Genomic DNA, 21100 nt, shown 5'->3' with positions numbered 1-21100 from the left:
TTTTTGCCTCCCCGTCACTGGATTTCTGCATGCTTTGTCTTATCTTTTACGCATCCTGAACGCAGAATCGCAAATTTTGCGCAGGCAGGACCAACCATCTCATAGAGAACGGAAGACGACAGAATAATCGTTAACAGCTGTTTTCCTACCTCCGGCGGCAGAATTCTCTGTCCCAGCGCCGCCAGGCCGATGGATACTCCTGCCTGTGGAACAAGGCCGAATCCCAGATAATCCGCTACATTTTTATCCATGTGCACAGCCCGGCATGACAGCCATGCCCCTGCATATTTCCCCACAATCCGCGTAATAAAATATACGATCCCGATCACTCCGGCCGTTTTCAGCGAATCGATATCCAGCTTCATGCCGGATTCAATAAAAAAGAGGGCCATCAACGGCGGCGTGAAATTATCCAGCTGATGAATCAGTTTTTTGTCTTTCGTCGTATTGATATAGACGGCGCCGAAAACCATGCAGGCCAGAAGCGGAGATACATCCACCAGCGCACAGAGACCGGAGATTCCTAACAGTCCGGCCAGAAGGAGAATCAGCCTGCTGTCCTTGCTTCTGTCAGGCGTCATGATCTTTTTCAGAATCAGAGCGCAGGACGCTCCCAAGACGAGGGCCAGAACGTTGTAGACCAGCGGCAGCACCACATCTTTTCCGTTCAGCGCTCCGCCAAAATCCGCTGTTACAACGGCGGATGCAAGGCTGAATGCGAGCAGGCACACGGCATCATCCAGCGCCACAACTTGAAGAAGAATCCGTACAAAATTTCCTTTTGCATGATACTGCTTAATCGTCATGATGGTGCTGGCAGGAGCGGTAGCCGTAGCAACGGCGCCTAAAAGGAGCGCAAAATCCAGCGACGTTCCAAACAGCAGTCTGGTGACGGCAGTAACCAGGAAGCCGGCCGTCAGTGATTCAGCCACCGTAATCACAAAGATTCCCTTGCCCGTCTTCTTCAGTTCTTCCACTTTAAAAAACTTTCCTACACCAAAGGCTATGCACGCCAGTGCAATGTCGCTGACAAAGTCCATATGTTCTACAAGCCCGGCGGGGATCAGCCTCATAACCCCCGGCCCAATCAGGACTCCGACGATGATGTATCCTGTCACCTTCGGCAGCCGGAACAGATTTGTCACCCTTGTAAATAAAAAACCGGCCAGCAGGATCAGGCACAATGCCAGCAGAATGCCGGCCGTACCTTCCATTTCTACCTGAAACAGTGCCATAAGAACACCTCCTTATCCCTTTTTCATGGGAACTAAGGGCCTCACATCACGGACCTCTTTTCAGCCGTCCGGACAGAGTCCGCTCTGGAAACGAAAGTCTTCAATATATAATATATAATTATACGTTCGGTCGTTCGGATAGTCAACTTATTAAAGTTCAATGGATAGTCCCCGCCGATTGCAAAATACCGGGGCCGACACCTGCTGTTCAGGTTCGTGCTCCGGTATCGATATCGGCATTTACTCTTCTTTGCTGCTGCCGTAATATTTCTTTTTATTCCTTCTTTTACATTCGTACATCCTGGCATCCGCCAGTTTAATGATTTCTTCTACGGTCAATGAATTGGTCTTTCCCTTGATTTCCACCACTCCATAGCTGAAGCTGGCCGGATATTTTTTTACATTTTCTCTCACAAAACATTCCAGCGCATCTGCAAACCGCTGTTCCACCGCTTCTTTTTCTCCATTTTGTATAATCACGCAGAATTCATCCCCGCCGATTCTTGCAAACAAATCGGTAACACATAACGTGTTTTTAATCGCGGACACAAAGCTGGCGATATAATTGTCCCCCTCATTGTGGCCGAACTGGTCATTCACATACTTCAGGCCGTCCATATCCAGATAGCACAAAACCAAATCGGCTTTTTCCCTCAGAAGCGTTTCCATATATTCGCTGAAAAACAGCCTGTTCCGAATTCCTGTGGACGGATCAAAATATGCCTTGCTGGTAAGCTGCCTGGCTTCTTTCTTTTCATCTGTTACGTCCACTACGATATGCGCGTAGGAATTGCGCCCGCGCCATTCGATATGAAAGGTGGTAATGCGGAAAAAGCCCTGCTCTTCATCGCCCATTTCCCATACCTTATACTGCTCATTATCCTGCCAGTTTACGATGCTGTTTCGGAACGAAAGCCTGTGAACACACAGATTGCAGAAAACGGAATCGACCTTTTTCTCTTCTTTCCTCTTATTGCAGTATACAATATCGCGGTTTTCAGCATCGATTACGAGAATCCATTCCTTCCTCTTTCTCGTCATTTCTACAAGGAGTTCATTATACTCTTCAATGACTTCCGCCTTTTTTTCAGCCTTTTCAGCTTCTTTCTTCAGAAGCGCTTCCCGCTCTTTCAGCTGAGCCGTCATAGTGTTAAAAGCTTCGGAAAATTCTCCGAGATATGATACGTGCTGGGAATAGTCTCCTGCTGCCACCTGTTTTGCCTGCCATGTGAGATGCCTTAAATTAGCATGCATATTTTTGAGGTTCACACACAACGGATTATCTCTGGAAGGGAATCTGCCCGACAGATTTCCCCTGGAAATATCTGCAGAGTATAGAAGCATCTCTTCCACTGCTTCCTGCAGAAGCTGAAGCCCTGCTCCCAGTTTCCGGTATGGTTCATCCAGCTTTTCCAAATCCAGCTGATCCGTCTTCTGGTCATAAAGGATACTTCTCAAATATTCAAACAGCAGTTCACAATTATCTTGCACCATACAAACGCTCCATTATTCTTTTGGCGCCACCCGGAATCTGCAGACACGGTCGCCCGTTGCCCAGCAGTCAATCTCAACGGCACAGTATTCTCTTCTCATATAAGTGGAAAGAATTCCTGAAATAAATCCCTCATCATAATTGCAGACCGTCTCTCCCAACAGCGGCAGACCAGAGCAGTCTGCGTCTTCCGAAACGGTGAGAATCATTTCTCCCGTTTTCTCATCGATCGATTCCATCCGGAGAATTCCTATTTTCAATTCTTCCAGACGGGCCTGCAGCATTGCGATAAACGGATTCAGCTCCAGTGATAGATCCAGCATATGTTCGGCAAAATACGCCCCTGCACGATAACCGGCATTTCGGAAAATAGAGACCTGTTCCTCTTGTCCAAACTGTTCCGACAGCTGTTCGCGAAGCGAATATTCCATCAGGCGGTAAACGGCTATCGGAATCGCATTCCCCATATTTCCCCGGTCGTCTGCATTATAGTTCATATATTCAGATAAACTCAGCTTTTTCTTATTATCCAGAAATATATTATGCTTCATTTTACGCCTCTTCCTTAAACATCAAATTTACATCTCTATTCGGTCAGGCTTTTAATCTTCCTGTCCGTTTCCGTATCCTGATCATAATCGATCGTTTCAAATCCGAACCCGAACAGATGGTAAAAGTCCTCCCAATAGCCGGAAATGTCGGCATACTCTTCCAGATTATCATCAGTTATGCGGTTCCAGCAGTCAACCACCTTTTCCTGAATATCGGTGCGCATCTCCAGATCATCCAGCCGGATGCGGTTCGGAATATCTACAACCGGTTCATCCGCATAGAGATATTCATTCCACAGGCGGTACATCTGTTCAATCGTATCTTCATGCGTCCCTGTTTCTTTCATCACATGATACAGCACCGCAATATAGAGCGGCACAATCGGGATCGCAGAACTGGACTGGGTAACGAGTGCTTTATTGACAGAAACATAGGATGGAATCCCTTCCTTATGAAGTTCCAACGCTGTTGCATAAAGATGCTGCTTTGCGTGTCCGATCGTACCGCCTGCATAGATCGGGTACGTCATTTCCGGCCCAATATAGGAATAGGCAACGGTGCGGGCCCGTTCAGACAGCACTCCTGCAGATTTCAGCGCATGGATCCAGTCTTTCCAGTCGTCTCCTCCCATCACCCGGTCAGTCGCTTCAATTTCCTGTTCATCAGCAGCCGGAACGGTGGTCTCTCCCAATTTATTGTGGGACAAATCAAGGCTCTTGCTGGTAAAAGGTTTTCCCAAAGTTTTAAGAACAGATGTATATACCGTTCCGTCCGGCATCGTCCTGCGGGGAGCCGCCAGGGAATATACAACGAGATCAACCTGGCCCAGATCCCTGCGAATCAGGGAAATCGTATCCTCTTTGATCTGCTCGGAAAAGGCATCGCCGTTAATTGTCTTTGCATAAATGCCGTCCCTCTCCGCAAATTCCTCAAATGCAGCCGTATTATACCATCCGGCCGTAGCTGTACGGTTTCCGGAAGCGGCTCTTTCATAGCAGACACCAATTGTAGGGCACGTGCCTCCAAATGCGGCACAAATACGTGAGGATAGTCCATATCCCGTTGACGCACCGATTACCAGAACTCTCTGATTCGATTTCAGGCCCTGTTTGCTTTTTATGTATTGAATCTGACGGGATACGTGTTCCCTGCACCCCTCCGGATGGGCTGTTATGCAGATAAAATCTTTTACTCTTGGTTTTACAATCATGATACAATCCTTTCCTTCAAAACCGACCTGACTGAACCACAACGGTTTGTCCGACAAACAGTTATGTGACGGTTGCCGGCCTGGTCCTCGGATCAGGCCGGCAATTTACCAGCCGAAGCAGATACTGAATGAACATTTTTTAAAATTTAAACAAACGCATATCTTTTGATTTCCAGCTTATTATACACCATTTTTACAATTTGAGGAGTTTTTTATTAAAAACTGCCTGAAGTTTCCTCCTCTGTTCCTTCTTTTTCTGTTTGATCCGACTGCATGATTGTATTTTTTAAAGCTTCGAAATCACTTGTGTAATCGATAGAAGAATATTTGTCAACCAGCAGCCCAAACGCATATGACCTCCAGTTGATATTCAGCATGACCCATTGCAGGTCTTTATCCTGATTGTTGATTCTGACATCAGCCTTACATTCAAACGCCTTCATTCCATTTATCACAATTGCTTCTGACGTTCCATTTTCATATTTCTGGAATATTCCCTTAAATGCATCCACAAAGACCGCCTGGGCCTCTTCCATATCCTCTTCCGACAGCTCCTCATAGGAGCCGATGGCGCTGTCATTATCCTGGACCATCAGCATCATATTGCTGTCCTGGTAAAACACGGTATTTGTCTGCAGCCGCAGGCTTTCGTCATCCCATCTTTTCGGAATGGTATATTTGATATCTCCACTGTCTTTTCCACCAGTTCATCCGTCTCGTACAAGGTGCTCGTTTTCAGTGAAGCACTGCAGCCCGCCAGTAAAAGTAGGCCCAGAAATAGAAGAATAAATTTAATCGCCCTCATCATCCGGTTCCTCTTCCCTTACTTTTGTTTTTTATTTCAAAGCGCTTTCTGATTTCCAGCGCCTCCTCCATCGTATTCTTCCACCCAAACCGGCTCAGATCCACACGCCAGCCCTCCTCTGTCCGGACGACCTCCACGCCTTCCCCTTCCAGAAGCAGTTTCTGCATATCCCATGTCTCGAAAGAGCCTGCCCCGCTCAGTATTCCCCTCGCATTTACAATCCTGTGAGCCGGAACCATGTCTCCCGCCAGTCCCTGGCGAAGGGCGTAGCCAACCTGACGGGCGTTCTTCGGTTTCCCGCAGAGCAGGGCAATCTGCCCATAGGTAGCCACTTTTCCATATGGGATATAACTGCATACGATTGACATGTCCTTATAGAAATCCATAGAAGCCCTCTCTTTTTTAAACGATAAGCAGAATAGCTGTAAAGACGATGAGAACAAAAAATATGATCCCAACGATTTTTACGGTCTTCCATACTGGGCAATTTCTTCCAACTGCCTGGAATCATATTCTGCCGATACCTCTGCAACACTTCTTCCCTCGCAAAGCTGCTGGCTCAGATCACGCACCGTATTCCATACATTAAAATGCAGTCGGAAATCCTGATTCGGAATCTGATTTCCCTCCGCTACGCAGGCAAGAATCGTACTCGACTGGGAGGGATCCGGAGCCGTGGCATTTTTAGAGGAAGAGATCTTTCCCAGATTTTTGGCAAAGGAATCCAGTGTTTCCGTCCTGCCCAGCGCTTCCACAATTGCAATGGCCGCATCCAAATGTTTTGAATCCGGGTTGATTGCCAGCCTTTGATCGGCGCCCACAACACAGATTGAACCGTTTTCCAACACCGGTAAAGGTGTCATTTCAATGCGAAATGGATAGCCTTCAAAGGATGCGCCGCGATAGATCGCACAGATAAACGCGCAGTTCCCTTCTATGAAAAACTCTTTTTCCTCTTCTCTGGACGGCAGTGTGGCGAGTGCCCTTTCCGGCTCAATATATCCTCTGTCTATCATCATCTGCAGGAAAGCAAATCCCTTTTCAATATAATCGCTGACTGCTGCTGTACCGTCCGAAAGCGCCTGCAGCTTCTTTTGTGAATCCTCCCCCTGATATACATCGTAAAGCCCTGCGCACATGACAGGAACCGTCAGCGCAAAATCCTTATTCGCTCCGTAGGGCAGGATTCCATTTTCCTTAAGCGTCTCGCATACCGTCAGAAACTCATCCAGATTTTCCGGCACCTTAAGGTCATACTGTTCCAGCATATCCACATTCCATATAAATCCAAAACATGTATAAGACAGAGGAAGAGAGAATACCTTCCCGTCATAAGTACTCTGTATAAGTGCATCCTGCGACAGATTTTCTATGCACTCCAGGTTGGACATATCATAAATATAGCCCTTTTCATCGAACTCCAGCACATCTTCCGCAGGAATCAGATACAGATCATCCGCATTTCCGGATGACAGGCGTTTCAGAAGAAGCTCCCTGTAGGATAATCCTTCATCCGCATAATAGCTCGCAGCGTCACTGTAAATAGCAATATTGGTACGTTCATCCTGATTCAGCACTTTTCTGCAGCATTCTTCGATCACGCTCGATACCGATTGATTCTGTGTAAAAATTGTAACAGGCGTTTCCGGAATACTATCATCCAGATACAGTTCCGCACCCTTCTGCCCCTTCCCACAGCCGGCACACAGCGCTGCTAAAACGATAAGCACGCCTGTCAGATATCTTCTTCCAAACTTCCGTTTCATCCCATTTCCCCCGATTTCTCTGTATGATCTAAAAAATGCCGGAGCGTGCTGTATAATTTATCCAGCTCCACAGGTTTTCCGATATGTGCATTCATTCCTGCATTCCTGCATCTTTGAATATCTTCTTTAAATACATCCGCCGTCATGGCGATCACCGGAACGGCAGCATCCGCCCGCCCCGAATTCCGGATAGCCTTCGTTGCTTCCAGTCCGTCCATCTTTGGCATATGAATATCCATAAGGATCATCTGATATTCTCCTACACTGCTGTTTAAGTAGAGTTCTAACGCTTCCTTTCCATCCCGTGCGCGATCCACAACAGCGCCGCTGCTTTCCAGAAGCTCTACGATAATTTCCCTGTTCAGTTCATTGTCTTCGGCTGCCAGGATTCTGATGCCTTTCAGAAGTTCCGTTTCATCCTGTATCTGCTGCTCTGTCTCCTGTTTTCTTCCCTCAATATGATAGCTCAGCTGTTCCAGAAGCCCGGCCTTGAAAACCGGCTTCGTCAGAAAACCGTTAATTCCGGAACGGACGGCCTCATCCTTCACGCTTTCCCAATCATATGCAGACAACAGAAGAATCGGCACGTCCCTGCCAAGCCGGTTCCTGATCTGTCTCGCCGTTTCCAGTCCATCCATTTCCGGCATTCTCCAATCAATGATGACCACGCGGTAATCATCCCTTCTTTCATGAGCTTCCCAGGCCAGTTTTACCGCATCCGCCCCATTCAATACCCACTGAGTACGGATCCTGTTTTCCTGGAGTATCACCTCAATGCTCTCACATGTGTCCCGGTCGTCATCTACGATCAGCGCGGAACAGCCGGCCAGATTCGGAAATTCCTGTATCTGCTGTTCCGGCAGTTTGAGAGGAATCTGTACGGTAAAACGCGATCCCTCATGTTCTCTGCTTTCGACACGGATCTCTCCGCCCATCATATCTACTATGCTCTTTGTAATCGCAAGCCCCAGTCCAGTGCCGGTAACCTGGCTCATCCGGCTGTCTTCTGCCCGTTCAAAAGGCCTGAATATCCGTTCCAAGAATGAATCGCTCATGCCAATTCCATTGTCGCTGACTGCAAAGCTCATCTGCATGGCGTCCGCATCGATGGGAGTTTCCGTAATCTGAAGGCTGATTTCTCCGCCTTCCTGAGTATATTTCACCGCATTTGACAAAAGATTCAGGAAAATTTTCTGCAGATGCAGCCCGTCGCTGATGACCGTGTCATGCTCCAGTATCTGGGATTTCATCTTAAGACTCTGTCCCTTTTTATCCATATCCGGCTTAATGAAAGAAAGAAGATTGGCAATCAGGCTTGGAAGGTGCACATTTTCTTCTTTAAGGCTGATTCTTCCGCTTTCAATGCGTGACATATCAAGCACTTCGTTAATAAGCTCCAGCAGGTGACCGGATGCTGCCGTGATTTTATTCAGGCACGTTTCCACCTTTTCCCGGTCATCCAGATTCTTCAGAGCGATGTTTGTCATGCCTACGATCCCGTTCATAGGAGTTCTGATATCATGAGACATGGATGAGAAAAATGCTGTTCTGGCACGGTTGCTGTTCTGGGCCTGTGTCAGAGCATCAGCCAGCTGTTCCCGTATGTTGTGTTCTCCTGTCGTTTCATGGAATACAGCCAGATACTGACCGTAATCCGCCGGGATCAAATGAACCGCAATCCAGCGTTTCACTTCATTGGCTCCCGTTCCTATCATGGATTCCCTCATAACTTGTTCGTTCAAAGTGCCATTCATAAATCCGATCCTGGCGGTGTCCTCCAGCGCAAATCCGCTGGCCTCAAATACCTTCTCCGGCCGTTCCAGCACCTGCTCTCCGGAAAGCCCCAGAAGTCCAGGCAGGTTATCCGACATCAGCTCTACCCTGCGGATTGACGGCGTATAGAGCAGGAATGCAAAATCTATATTTGCAGAAAGATTGCCAAACAGCTTCTCTCGGTATTCCTTCTGCTTTACGTCCGCCTTCATAGACTGCCTTCCAGCCAGCAGCCCTGCAATGGAAATTCCTCCCAGCAGAAGCAGGCAGAACATACAGCAAAGCATTGTGATGATGGGAGCCGCCTCCTGCTGAAGAACCTCGCGGGGAATAACCGTAATCAGATAACAGCCCTGGGGCGCATCTACCGGCAGAAAACCTAATAAAGAGTTCTCATTTCCATCCAATACCACAAGTGTTCCTGTTTTTCCATCCCGGATCACCTGACGGAGTGTTTCCAGCACGGCCTCGCCGTTCCCCTGCTGCGCCAGATAGCTGTAAATATCTGTCTTTGCTTCTGTTCCCCTGGACTTAATGATAAAATTTCCGGTACTGTCCACTACATAGGCGGAACCAGCCCCATTATGAAAGGTAAACAGTGCCGGGAGGTTATAGTCATTTATAATCCGGTCTGCATAAATCGCACCGATCTGTTGTTCTCCCTTTATAACAGGGGACTGGTATGTAATCTGAATACGCCCGCTGGAGCCATGATAAGGAGCTGACAATCCATCCGTTCCTTCTGAAATCGCTGATTCATCAAAAGGCAGATCTGATATCTGAACCGTATGACCTTCACTGTCAATTCCTTTCCCCTCCATATTGATGTAAGAAAAACGGTAAAATTCCGTGGATTCCGCATACTTTTCCAAAGTCTCACCGATCATGTCCTCCTGCTCCATAGCCAGCAGATCAGCCAGGGTAAATAAAAGTTCCCTGTCAAGGGCAATCTTATTATTCAGTCCCCCGTTGATGACCCGGCTGGACGTCAGAAGACTCTGATTTGCACTGCGGTTCATTCTGCCAATAATATGCACAAGAAAAAAAATGGATATCGACAACGCAATCACAAAAATTACCGCTGATGCCGCCAATATCGCACCCGATTTCTTTTTCTCCTTTGCGTCTGTTTTCACATGAATACCTCCAAATTTTTCTTTTGTATCTGCTGAAATTGACAGAATACCTCTCCTGCACGAAGATGCATCCTGCGCTTTAACCGTTCGCCTGCTCTGCGTATAAAATTACCGGTGCATCTCAGGACGGTTCTCTTTTTCGTTCTCAAACATAATAATGTAAGTATAACAAAACCTATTGGAAATAGCAATATTCAGCATTGCATTCGCAGGTCTGCCGGCTGCAGCTTCCGAACAAGGTCTTTCCTGGAAAGCAAAAAAGAGCGCCGCAGAAAAATCATTTTCCCGATACCAGATGGAGACTCCGGCCAGCGTCCGGAACAAAATCTGGTATCAACGACATATCTGATTTTTACTTTGCAACACTCTTTTTAAGTTCATGCTATTCTATTAAGTTCATGCTATTCTATTAAAGGTAGTTCTCTGCCCAGATCTTTAATTCGTTCTCGCTGACCCCGCCGGAAAACCGTTTACCTTCTTTCAGGTATGCGCCCGGACAGGATGGGGCCAGTTCCTTATTTGTGCTTCCCATTCCGCTGCCTCCGGAAGTCGCCAGAGTCACGACTGTCTTTCCGCGCAGGTCATACTGCTCCAGAAAAGTATTGATAATCGTAGGTGCAACATACCACCAAATAGGGAACGCCACGAAAATCACATCGTACTGTGCCATATTTTCCACCTTATTTGCGACAGGCGGGCGGAAGGATCTGTTATTCATCTCTACACTACTGCGGCTTTTCTTATCCATCCAGTTTAAGTCTGCGTCCGTATATGGGATTTCCGGGTGAATCTCATGGAGATCAGCCCCGATTGACGCGGCCAGACGTCCGGCTACCTCTGCCGTTACTCCGCTTGCGCTAAAATATGCTACCATTGCCTTGGACATAGTAAATTCCTCCTTTATTCTATTTTCGTTCCCATAAATTCAGATCGTCCTCAGCCAGTAAAAGGCCTCACGTCTTTTACTGCCTCATCCGCACCGACCTGCCTGTTGCTGTTATCAATGTCTATAAGGATATATTTGTCATTTCCCATTCCCAGTTCTTTCATATAGCTAAGCTGCCGCAGCCCGTGACGGGTCTCCATCCGCTCCACCAGGTCTTTATGGTCGTTCTCATCCAGCGCATACACCAGATCAACGGCGGCCTGATCTGCTGCAAGAATATCTGTGGAAGCGACAATTCCGATATCCGGAGTAACTACCGGAAGCGCGGCACAGCCCTCACAGTCACAAGATACAGACATGTTGCGGAGTACATTAATATATGCAATCTGCTTTCCAAAATGATCCACTGTCGCTTTTGTAGATTCCGTCATTCTCTCCATAAATTCTTCCATGCCAATATCCCACATATCGTCAGAACCTGGTGTTGTATGGATCATTGCTTTTCCAATACGACCGTCGGCACATCCGATGCCGATATTCTTGTTGGAACCGCCAAAACCTCCTTTTGTATGCCCTTTAAAATGGGTAAGGGCAAGCATAGAATCATATTCCAGCAGATTCTTTCCCATTGACATTTCGGTGAACCATTTTCCACCCTTTACCGGGAGCATAACCGTTCCATCCGTATCCATAATATCTACCGGGCAGAACGTCCAGCCGTTCACCTGCAGAGTTTCCCTGTGCAGTTCTGTGGTGTAACGGTCGCCTTCATAATATGTATTCGTTTCAATAATTGCAGCTTCCGGCAGTTCCCTGCAAATCAGCTGTTCCACCCAGTCTCTCGGGATGATGTTCGGACCATTTTTCTCGCCGGTATGAAGCTTGATTCCCACCTTACCGCTCAGACCGGCACTCACGCGTTTGTAAATCTTTCTTAAGCCTTCTGAAGAGAGCTCTCTTGTAAAATAAACGACGGACTCATTTCCCGACCTCTCTCTGTACGGCACATAGCGGTCTCCACTCGTTCCAGGAATGATTTTTTTATAATTCACACCGATTACCTCCTGTTTTTCGTTTTCCGTTAAGCTCATTGAATTGATTTTCCCATTTCATATGCTTTTTTAAGCGCCGGATGGCTGTCGATCTCTCCTCCTTCGTTTACTCCGCCTGCGAAAACAGTTCCTTTCAGCCGCGCTTTTTCATAGCAGGCGATCCAGCCGTTCAGGCCATGAACAGCGCCTTCATCGACCCCTTCTCCATCCTCTGCCGCTGCGGAAAGCATGTAAATATCACGGAATGCGTAATCCGAAGGAAAAAGCGAATTCGTGCGGTCAATCAGCGTCTTCATCTGCCCGCTCATTTCATAATAGTAGATCGGAGTCGCCCAGACAATCACTTCTGCCTTTTCCATCTGATCTGCAATCGCAAGAGCGTCATCCTGAATCACACACCTTCCGATTTTCTGGCAGGCCAGGCACCCGCTGCAGAAGGCTATGGATTTGTCCTTCAGCGACACCATCTCTACTGTATTTCCAGATGCCTCTGCACCTTTTTTAAATGCCTCTGCCAGCATTTCAGAATTGCTTTTGTTCCTCAGACTGGTACTTAAAACCAGAACTTTCTTCGCCATTATAATATCCTCCTATAAACAATTTGACTTTCTTACCACACTGTGATATTCTCATTGTAATACCTGAACCTAACTTTAGGTCAATACATTTATGAAAAATATTTCCCATACGATTTAGGAGGATCTTATGTATACCATCGGACAAGTATCTGAAATGTTCCAACTGCCAATTTCTACATTGCGTTACTATGACAAAGAGGGGCTTTTTCCAGGTCTGACCAGGATTTCCGGCGTACGGAAATTCGGCGAAAATGAACTGGAACGGCTGCGTGTAATTGAATGCCTGAAACAATCCGGCGTGGAAATAAAAGATATTAAACAGTTCATGCAATGGTGTGAGCAGGGGGAATCCACCTATCTTCTGCGCCATGACTTTTTTATGCACCAAAAAAAGGTCATGGAAGCCGAAATTGAGCAGATGCAAAAAACTTTGTCTATGATTCGTTACAAATGCTGGTATTACGAACAGGCGATGAAAGACGGCAGTGAAAACCATATTCTGGAGATGCTGCCCGATCAGCTGCCGCAGGAAATACAGGCTTTATACGATCATGCGCGCGGGAAATAACGATGGACAAGTAAAAAGCGGGAGTAACGCACCCTGACAGGAAATCGCTGTAATCTCCTGTCAGGGTGCGTTACTCCCGTTCACTGATATCATCATGTCCGTTCGGAACGGCTGAAGCTTCACACCTCCCTTTCGAAACTGAGAGAATTTTTCCATGATCCGTTAACGGCAATTCCATACGGATGATTCTCTCATATATTTTTCTTCATACTCTGAAATCGATATGGGCTTGCTGAACAGAAAGCCCTGCACAGTTTTGACCCCATATTTTCTTAAGACGTCCAGCTGCTGTTCATCCTCTATCCCTTCAGCAATTAATTGAATCCCCATTTCATTGCACATGTCTGCCATTGTACCAATTATGATCTGCGCTCTTCTATTTGAAACAATATTTTTTACAAATCCCTTATCTATTTTTAATACGTCAAATTTCACTAATGAAAGCAGGGCTAAATTTGAACTTTCCACACCAAAGTCGTCCATTGCAACTCTAAATCCTGAATTCCTTATCTGATCGATTCTAGTTATCAATGTATCCAAATTTGTGAAACTGGCGCTCTCCGTAATCTCTATTTCCAAATACTTTCTTTGGATATGATATTTATCACTGATTGCTTCGATTCTTTTCAAGAAACTGTCGTCCATAAAAGTGACCCTTGAAAAATTGCTGGATATGGTATAAACAGCATTCCCCTGCTTCGTCCAAATGCTCAGATTTTTACATACCTCTTCAAATACATAATAATCAATCTTACTAATCAGGAATGTATCTTCTAACACCGAAATAAATTTATCTGGTGTTATCATTGATCCATTGTCATCCTGATAGCGGATCAATGCTTCCGCCCCGACCATCCTGCAGGTATCCACCTCTATTTTAGGCTGTAAATACACTTTAAAATTTCGATTTTTAATTTTATGATTTAGCAGATCCGGATCATCTAAAAAAATCAGTCTGTCATTATTATGCCTGTAACGGCTGGTAGCATGGTGTCCCTGGTAAAATCTCTTTTTATCCTCATACATTAATTCATCCGCTTCTTTAATAATATCCTGAATATGAGTGCATTCTTCATTCCACTTACATCCTATGGCGGCCTGACATTCATTTTTCTCAAAAGCATTTTTTAGTATCTGAACATTGTCATAAAAGAATCCCTCCGTAATATCTATATAAATGATTACGAACTCATCACCGCCGATCCGGTAAAGATGTTTTGTAGCTGCTTTACTTTTCACAATATCGGCACATTCCTTTATCAGTTTATCTCCGGCATCATGGCCAAATGAATCATTAATCTCTTTCAGCCCGTTAATATCTAAATAGACTGCTCCAACAGAAGCATTGCTCTCTTTAAATTCAGATACATCCTGGATAAAACGGTTTCTATTATAAAAAGAAGTCAACCGGTCTATCTGGCTCAGCTCAAATAACATTTTTTCATTTTCATTTCTCTGCATGGTAAGGGAAAGAAAATACTGGACCGTCTGCAGAAACGGAACCGCTACTTCAGCCATACCTAAATCCTGGTTATCCAATCCTATTGACCCGTTTACTTTTCCATTCTTCATCAGAGGAACCCAGATAATATTTCGTATTCCCTGCTGATTTAGCAGTTCATATCCCGTAGGGAACGTATCCTTCATTTCTTCAACATCATTGATAACGACCTTTTTGTGTTTCTCCAGCTCATCCAGCCATACCTGGTAGTCACCAATTGGAATGTTCTGAAGATGGTCGATCTCCGGCGCAATACCTTCTTTACACCATTCTGCAATATTAGAGTAATAATTGCCATTAAAGACAAAAACATAAGAACGTTCCGCAGAAAACAGCGTACCGATATATTTCAAAACCTTTGTAATTGCACTTTCTATGTTGCGGTTATTATATAATTCCCTGACACATGCGAGCCGGATATCATCTCTTTCCAGTCTTCTTTTCAATTCATTCTTCTCATTGTTGGCCTCTGTAATGTCAAAAGCAATCTCCATTCTTGCAGCACGGCCATCCCATTCGATCAAGCGGTCTTTCAAAAGATAATGTTTTTTTATAATGGGATTTGTATACTCCCAGGAATATGTCTCGTCCTTTTTTAAAAATTTATTCGTACAAAAAGAACACGGCTCTTCAAATCCCTGCAAAACTTTATAACATTTTACATTTGGCTGCCTGTCGTCAATCTGAAACATTTTCTTACCTGCTTCATTGACAAACAACAGTTCATATGTATCCATATCCGATACATACATCAATTCTGAAATCTCATTCATAGGAGCCATTAATTCCTGAGCTCTCTTTGACAGCTGCTCGCTCTTTTTTATATTTTCCTTTTCCGCTTCAATTAATTTTTTCCGGCGTTTTTCCTGATAAATAGTAAAAACAGAGCAGCCAAGAGCCATCAGGACAAAAATAAAATTCATAACTACGAGCGACTTTCTTGCGCTCTGTACGGTCCGTTCCGTATATTCTTCAGCGATAAATACCGTATTATTGGCCAATTCAAAATAATCTTCGCTCAGTTCATAAAGCAGCTGGCCAGAAGAAACTTTTCGATTATTGTATATCTGTACTTTAATGACTTCCCAGTCATTTTCCATTTCTCTTAATGAGGCCTGAAATTCTTCACTGTCAAGCTTTATCAGGTTTAATTCATCACTCCCATTGGAAAGTCCTGACAAAATCTTATCCAGATAGCGAATCAGTTTATCATCCGGATCATGATTTAGTTCCTTTTTTATGAGCCTCTGCGTTGCGCCGCGAACGATACCGATATAATTTATGACTCTTGCATTTCCCTGTAAGTCATCCGTCAAGTCAAGAGACATTAGTGCTGTAAAAATAAGAGCTATACAAAATATGATCGGGACGAAAATTCCACCTAATTTCGTTATAATTTTCCTCATATCATCGCCCTCCCTTGTTTTAAAATTTCTAGTGATTTATATATACCCATCCCTATACGGTGCGATTATAATTACTGCATGTATATGAAAGTTCTCATGACACAAAGATCCAACCCGGGCAACAGCCGTTCCATGTCCGCTTCATCCGACACCTTTGCCGTTAAATTTGGGCTTCGTCCTCTTTGTTCACATACGTAATAATTAATAGAATAATTGATTCGAGTATATCAAATAACAACAGAAATAGCAATATTACGACACGATTCGAATGATGCTTGCAAGGTCTGAAACCATGGTGATCAAGGACTGAGGGACCATACTATTCTGATAAAGTACTATTTGTTTTGGCCTGTCCCAAGTTGCCATAATCTCCTCAATACAGTTCTGAATATACCAAAAAAGGCTCCGAAGCAACATGAAATTTCAGCTGCGGAGCCTTTTTTCCTATTTTAATTTTATCTTTATTATTTAATCAGCTGTCCATCTGGAATCGAAATCTTCTTTTTCCATCATAAGCCCGGCATTCAGTTGAGAAAGAATCTGCTTTCCGCCTGGCATCATTTTTAAAGAAGCCAAATACTGTTTGATAGCCGTTCGTAAATCTTTCAATGAAGTTTTCGACTTAATCCAGTTCTGGGGCACAAACATCTTTCCATTGTCTGAAGCTTCAGAAGAAGCTGTTTCCAATGCCATATTCAAGCAGCTGCCCGCTGTTTCGATAATTGTGTCCAATAGCCCTGCCGTATTTAATTTTTCCAATACAACGGATGGGCATGGTACAGAATCGTTCATCTTGTTAACTTCACACAAAATAACAGAAATTGCATAGAGCTGATGGTATGGGGCATATGCCTTCATTGCCAGCAGCGTTTCATTCAATCCCATCGGATTTTCCTTATTCCATTTCTTTAAGAGCGATGTAAACAGGACATTCAGAGCCTGAACATTTTCCGGAGAATATTCTCTATGGAACAACTGGTCAAAATATTTGTCAAAAATTTTTGTCTCACTGTAAGAGATAGTAGGTCTCTGAGAATGCCATGCAATCAGCTGCTTGCCAAGATCCGTAAGATTAACTACGTGGCCGTATTGTATCTTGCCGTATCTACTTTCTCACCGCGTTTTGTAATAAAATATCCATCCGTATAAAAAAGTTCATATGATTTTTTCATTGCAAGCACTGCCTTGTCATTACTGCGGAGGTCACGTGCCTTAACGGCGCTCTGACTATTGGTTGAAGTACTGATTTTGTCCGCACGGTCCGAATCGCTGATTTCATAAAATCGAAACATAATATACGCATCGGCTGCTTTTTTAGCCGCTTCACTTGAGCTGTAAATAGTACTGAGTGATTGACAGCCATTTACAACATTCAATTCTTTTACGGATAAAATCTCATCATGAATAGACATCTGGGAACAGATAGCCGTAATACCGTTATGTAGAAAAAAGAAATCGCCGGCATCTTTTTTGATGGTATGAGCAATTCCCTTGTTTACCTTATTGCTGGTTCCTAATGACTGACGTACATTCTTGCGAAATAGACTGCCATCTTTAATTCCTGGTATTTTCACACAGTCTTTTAATGGTAATGCGACAATAATCGCTTTTGTATCACCAATCATCAGCTCCATATACTTTCCATGTTCCAGTGAGAACTCATGGTTGATGTATGGCCTGTTTCGGTTTAATGCCTCATCATATTTAAATCTCAAGGTATCATTGTCAACTACGGTCAGATTTGCGCTCAACGTCTCACTTTCAGCTAATTCCTTTTGAAATGCCGCGAGGTCGTCTTTCGCTGCGCCGGTCAGTGTTGATGTTGTAATCAGTTCAAAACAAATTTCATAATCGTCTTCAAGCGCATTTGACATCTCATTAATTTTCACCTGGAGCCGATTATTTGCACCTTCCTGCAAATGAACTAAATCCTTAATCTGAATCCATGATGACAACACTTCTCTCAATGGTTCGGCATCAACCATATCGCCGCTGTAAAATTTCCCCTGAATAATATAGACCGTGCAGGATTGATTATCAATATAGATAGCATCGATCTGTTTATCTCCAGCACCATCGGTGATGCAGTCTTTCGCCTCGAATGTATCAAGATTATGAATATTCCGAAGGTACCATGCCACAAAACGCTGACCGTCATTCGGAAAGTTATTCTTATAATAATCTTGATTTAATTCGCTTAAAATCTTACTGTACATTTTCCCCTCCAAGTACTCATTTAATATCTTGCTCAATAATAATTCTTTTATCTCACGCTTTCCCTGTATTTCAATTATATCATAAATTTGAAGACTTGAAGACACCTTTCGCTTCTCCAGAACTCCCTTAAGCAGGGGGTCTCCTTATAAGATCTAGACCGCTTCCTTTGCAAAGATCCTATTGTTATTCCCAAAGAAGTGAACGCACGAAGAGTATCCGACTGGTATCACAAGGGGACTTTCTATAATGCGAAAAACTTCTGTGTTCACCGTTATCACTATACCATTGCATACAAGTATTCTTACAACGGTAAAACGGCAGACAGAAAATACCGGGAAACCTTAAGTAATTCCAGCGCAGGTATCAGCCTGGCAAAACAGCAGCCGCACCAGAAAGACCAGATTATCACTCTACTCATCATCCAGGGACAGTCCCCTTACCAGGTTATCACCAATCTTCTGGAACTCGAATCTTCGGTGTTAAAAACCTTATCAATTCCGGCATAATTCCGCACAAACTTCGTAATTTGTTGAGTGGATAATAATGATGGCGGGAAGGTATACTCCTCCCCCGGCGGAAACGGTATATTTATCTTTACACGTCACTTTGATCCGCTTGATGTTCTAATTCTATTAAATATTTATCATAGTCTGACATAAATAATCGATCCTGAACAATACGATATTTTTCAAACTCAGTCTCTGCATGAAGCTTAGCCTGTTCCGCACTAACTTTTCCCGGTCCCATCAGCAGTTCGTTCCCGTTAAACTCCAAAAAACCATCAAGTCGCTTTGCCCAGTCCTCCATACTCATTGGTATTCTTCGTTCCGCCTGTAACTCCGCATAGTCAAGATACAGTGAAACGATTCTCTGTAAATAGGACATTTCCTTTTCGCTCAGATAATTTTTCGCCACAGTAACATCTGCCTTAACAATTTTCCCATCCGGCGCTGATTCCCACGTTGTCAGGCCCATATGTTCTTTTTCGGCATTTGCACGCTCTACAATCAATTCCGCTGCTGTATGCCGATGTACGGCCCAATGCATCTTGTTCTGTACCATTTTAAAAAACTGCCGGGTAGTCTTGGCATCTTTGTCGTAATCAAACGCTGTGGCATAGAGATCTGTAACCTTCTGATAAAATTTTCGCTCGGACAGACGTATCTCACGAATATTTTCAAGCTGACGTTCAAAATATTCATCGGTGAACATATGCCCTTTTTTCAGACGCTCTTTGTCCATCGTCCAGCCCTGAATTGTATAATCCTTGACAATCTGACCAGCCCATTTGCGGAATCTTACGGCACGATCGTTGTTCACTTTAAAGCCAACGGCAATGATTGCCTGTAAGTTATAATGTTTCGTACTGTAGGATTTACCATCTGAGGCAGTTATTAAGTATTTCTTAATAACTGATTCCTCGGCCAGCTCATTATCTTCAAATATCCTCTTAAGGTGCTGATTGATTGCCGATACAGAAACATCATATAAGGTTGCCATCATTTTCTGTGTCAGCCAAATGTTCTCGTCCTCATAGCGCATCTCGAAACTATCTGAGTTACTACCCGTAGATGCCACATATGTTAAATACTCTGCGGCTGAGCTGTGTATTGTAATCTCTTTCTTCTTTGTCATAATTTCTTTTCCTCAATCTTTATTTCCTCAAAAAATTATAGGTTTGAATATTCCCTAGTCCATTAAATATCCTTATATCGTATTACATCCAAATTAACATATTCGATCTTACGATTCACGGACCAGACACCTTCTTTTTGAACTACTCGAAATTCTTGAGCAGTTACCTTCCGCTCTAATTTCCAATTATTAAAAATTCTGCAAATATATACTCCTATAAATCCCAACCAGCCCATTAAATCTGTTTATTGCTTCACTATTTTACATTTTTCTTCAATAGTACAATACTTTCTGATTTCCTAGTGTGTGAAAAAGATTACCGCAAGACGTGGTTGAGCCTTGGCAAAAATTTTATTATTTTGACCAATTATTTACCCGCGTCTTATTTGCATAGTACCTGTCATTTCTTTCTATCTTACAATTTTTCGTTTTAACATTTCAAAAATCCTCGTTTTGACTACTTCTCTTATTACCCAAAACCTATCCTCGGAAGCCCACAAAAATTCTGACACAAACGCCATACGGAAATGTATGCATCTAGCAATGTCCTATACAGTTATTAAAATAGAGCGATTTTTAATCTGCCTCCAACGGAATTCTCCCCTTCGCTAACTGTTTGTCTATATCATGTGTAAGCTTTGATAAGGGCCGTTTCCCCCATGACTCTTTCCTTGTATCCGCCATATAAACCATTTTTTTTACTTCTTCACTTGAATGAAATAACATTGGGAATTTCATATAAATTTCTTTGATTCTTTCTGGCGTATTAATATACTTTGATTTTATAATATCCATGACATAATCAATATGCTTATTATACAACTCATCTAAATGAAGCTTTTTGAACTTGTGTATTAATAGTTGTTTGATTTATTGTCTCTGGCGTTCTTATTTCAATAATAAATTCACCTGATACACCTTGTAATACTTTTACGAAATTTGCACTATTTTTTATCTTAATCTCAAATTTTACATCATCACCGAACTCCTCATCATAGGGATATAAAATTGGTTTTATTTTAGTATCTAAAGATGATTTTGACATATTACATGTACTACAACTCGGAATCATGTTATACAACGATAAAGCCAAATATGGATATTTGCTTTTTGGATAGTAATGATCTAATTGTGGACGAACTTTTCTACTTGTAATAGCAAAGATATATTGCCTATTGCAATATGGACAAACAGATACATTCATTATTTGCAATATGGTATTAACAATTTTCCTCTTTGAATATCGATCATATCTAAAAATATTGTACAACAACTCATCTGAAAGTGC

At 43.6% G+C, this 21100-nt stretch carries 18 protein-coding genes and 1 pseudogene; 2 read left to right on the top strand and 17 right to left on the bottom strand.

The features are described 5' to 3' along the window. Nucleotides 1-14 precede the first annotated feature (14 nt). The 12 genes from DXA13_RS00105 to DXA13_RS00040 all read right to left on the bottom strand — a co-directional run bounded on the left by DXA13_RS00105 (nt 15) and on the right by DXA13_RS00040 (nt 12485). Nucleotides 15-1235 carry a cation:proton antiporter gene (locus DXA13_RS00105; protein ID WP_118241157.1) on the bottom strand — a complete coding sequence of 407 codons (1221 nt, stop codon included), beginning with the start codon at nt 1233-1235 and terminating at the stop codon, nt 15-17. A 240-nt stretch (nt 1236-1475) separates the two neighbouring features. Continuing rightward, nucleotides 1476-2729 (bottom strand): GGDEF domain-containing protein, encoded by a 1254-nt coding sequence (locus tag DXA13_RS00100; RefSeq protein WP_118241156.1) that lies wholly within the window; start codon nt 2727-2729, stop codon nt 1476-1478. 12 nt (nt 2730-2741) lie between these two features. Then, nucleotides 2742-3278, bottom strand: coding sequence for a V4R domain-containing protein (locus tag DXA13_RS00095; RefSeq protein ID WP_118241155.1), 537 nt, complete (start codon nt 3276-3278; stop codon nt 2742-2744). 35 nt (nt 3279-3313) lie between these two features. Then, nucleotides 3314-4489, bottom strand: a complete 1176-nt coding sequence (fabV, locus tag DXA13_RS00090) for an enoyl-ACP reductase FabV (protein ID WP_118241154.1) — start codon at nt 4487-4489, stop codon at nt 3314-3316. A 215-nt stretch (nt 4490-4704) separates the two neighbouring features. Further along, nucleotides 4705-5091, bottom strand: coding sequence for a hypothetical protein (locus tag DXA13_RS00085; RefSeq protein ID WP_147347968.1), 387 nt, complete (start codon nt 5089-5091; stop codon nt 4705-4707). Further along, a complete protein-coding gene (locus tag DXA13_RS00080) occupies nt 5088-5297 on the bottom strand; it encodes a hypothetical protein (protein ID WP_118241152.1) in 210 nt (69 codons plus the stop codon). Before DXA13_RS00080 ends, DXA13_RS00085 begins: the two co-directional genes overlap by 4 nt. Then, a complete protein-coding gene (locus DXA13_RS00075; protein ID WP_118241151.1) occupies nt 5294-5680 on the bottom strand; it encodes an MGMT family protein in 387 nt (128 codons plus the stop codon). The genes DXA13_RS00080 and DXA13_RS00075 overlap by 4 nt, the downstream gene beginning before the upstream one ends. A gap of 78 nt (nt 5681-5758) precedes the next feature. Then, nucleotides 5759-7060 (bottom strand): ABC transporter substrate-binding protein, encoded by a 1302-nt coding sequence (locus DXA13_RS00065; RefSeq protein ID WP_118241150.1) that lies wholly within the window; start codon nt 7058-7060, stop codon nt 5759-5761. After that, nucleotides 7057-9969, bottom strand: coding sequence for a response regulator (locus tag DXA13_RS00060; RefSeq protein WP_118241149.1), 2913 nt, complete (start codon nt 9967-9969; stop codon nt 7057-7059). Before DXA13_RS00060 ends, DXA13_RS00065 begins: the two co-directional genes overlap by 4 nt. 409 nt (nt 9970-10378) lie before the next feature. Beyond that, nucleotides 10379-10855 carry a flavodoxin gene (locus tag DXA13_RS00050; protein ID WP_118241147.1) on the bottom strand — a complete coding sequence of 159 codons (477 nt, stop codon included), beginning with the start codon at nt 10853-10855 and terminating at the stop codon, nt 10379-10381. Nucleotides 10856-10905: 50 nt separating this feature from the next. Continuing rightward, on the bottom strand, nt 10906-11907 hold the full coding sequence (locus DXA13_RS00045) for a DUF362 domain-containing protein (protein WP_207662136.1): 1002 nt from the start codon (nt 11905-11907) through the stop codon (nt 10906-10908). A 35-nt stretch (nt 11908-11942) separates the two neighbouring features. After that, nucleotides 11943-12485, bottom strand: coding sequence for a flavodoxin family protein (locus DXA13_RS00040; protein ID WP_118241145.1), 543 nt, complete (start codon nt 12483-12485; stop codon nt 11943-11945). 127 nt (nt 12486-12612) lie between these two features. Between DXA13_RS00040 and DXA13_RS00035 the strand changes: the two genes are divergently transcribed. Beyond that, nucleotides 12613-13053 carry a MerR family transcriptional regulator gene (locus DXA13_RS00035; RefSeq protein ID WP_118241144.1) on the top strand — a complete coding sequence of 147 codons (441 nt, stop codon included), beginning with the start codon at nt 12613-12615 and terminating at the stop codon, nt 13051-13053. A 162-nt stretch (nt 13054-13215) separates the two neighbouring features. Here DXA13_RS00035 and DXA13_RS00030 read toward each other — a convergent pair whose 3' ends face one another. The 3 genes from DXA13_RS00030 to DXA13_RS00025 form a co-directional block, all read right to left on the bottom strand. Next, nucleotides 13216-15960, bottom strand: a complete 2745-nt coding sequence (locus tag DXA13_RS00030) for a GGDEF domain-containing protein (protein ID WP_118241143.1) — start codon at nt 15958-15960, stop codon at nt 13216-13218. A gap of 468 nt (nt 15961-16428) precedes the next feature. Further along, the gene (locus DXA13_RS21220; protein ID WP_207662135.1) at nt 16429-16845 is read right to left on the bottom strand and encodes a hypothetical protein; all 417 of its coding nucleotides are present in this window, start codon (nt 16843-16845) and stop codon (nt 16429-16431) included. A gap of 191 nt (nt 16846-17036) precedes the next feature. Further along, nucleotides 17037-18281, bottom strand: a complete 1245-nt coding sequence (locus DXA13_RS00025) for an AIPR family protein (RefSeq protein ID WP_207662134.1) — start codon at nt 18279-18281, stop codon at nt 17037-17039. Between the two features lie 93 nt (nt 18282-18374). On the opposite strand from DXA13_RS00025, the gene DXA13_RS20815 reads away from it, so the two are divergent. Beyond that, nucleotides 18375-18683, top strand: coding sequence for a hypothetical protein (locus tag DXA13_RS20815; protein ID WP_181995471.1), 309 nt, complete (start codon nt 18375-18377; stop codon nt 18681-18683). Nucleotides 18684-18771: 88 nt separating this feature from the next. On the opposite strand, the gene DXA13_RS00015 is transcribed toward DXA13_RS20815, so the two are convergent. After that, nucleotides 18772-19812 carry a virulence RhuM family protein gene (locus DXA13_RS00015; RefSeq protein ID WP_118241142.1) on the bottom strand — a complete coding sequence of 347 codons (1041 nt, stop codon included), beginning with the start codon at nt 19810-19812 and terminating at the stop codon, nt 18772-18774. An 823-nt stretch (nt 19813-20635) separates the two neighbouring features. Beyond that, nucleotides 20636-21100, bottom strand: a pseudogene (locus tag DXA13_RS20810) (hypothetical protein); the annotation flags it as partial.

Origin of the sequence: Clostridium sp. AM58-1XD, assembly GCF_003464085.1 — a bacterium.
Taxonomy (GTDB): Bacteria; Bacillota; Clostridia; order Lachnospirales; family Lachnospiraceae; genus Lachnoclostridium_A.
Note: the sequence above shows the minus strand (reverse complement) of the source record. Positions and strands in the feature narration are given on the sequence as shown.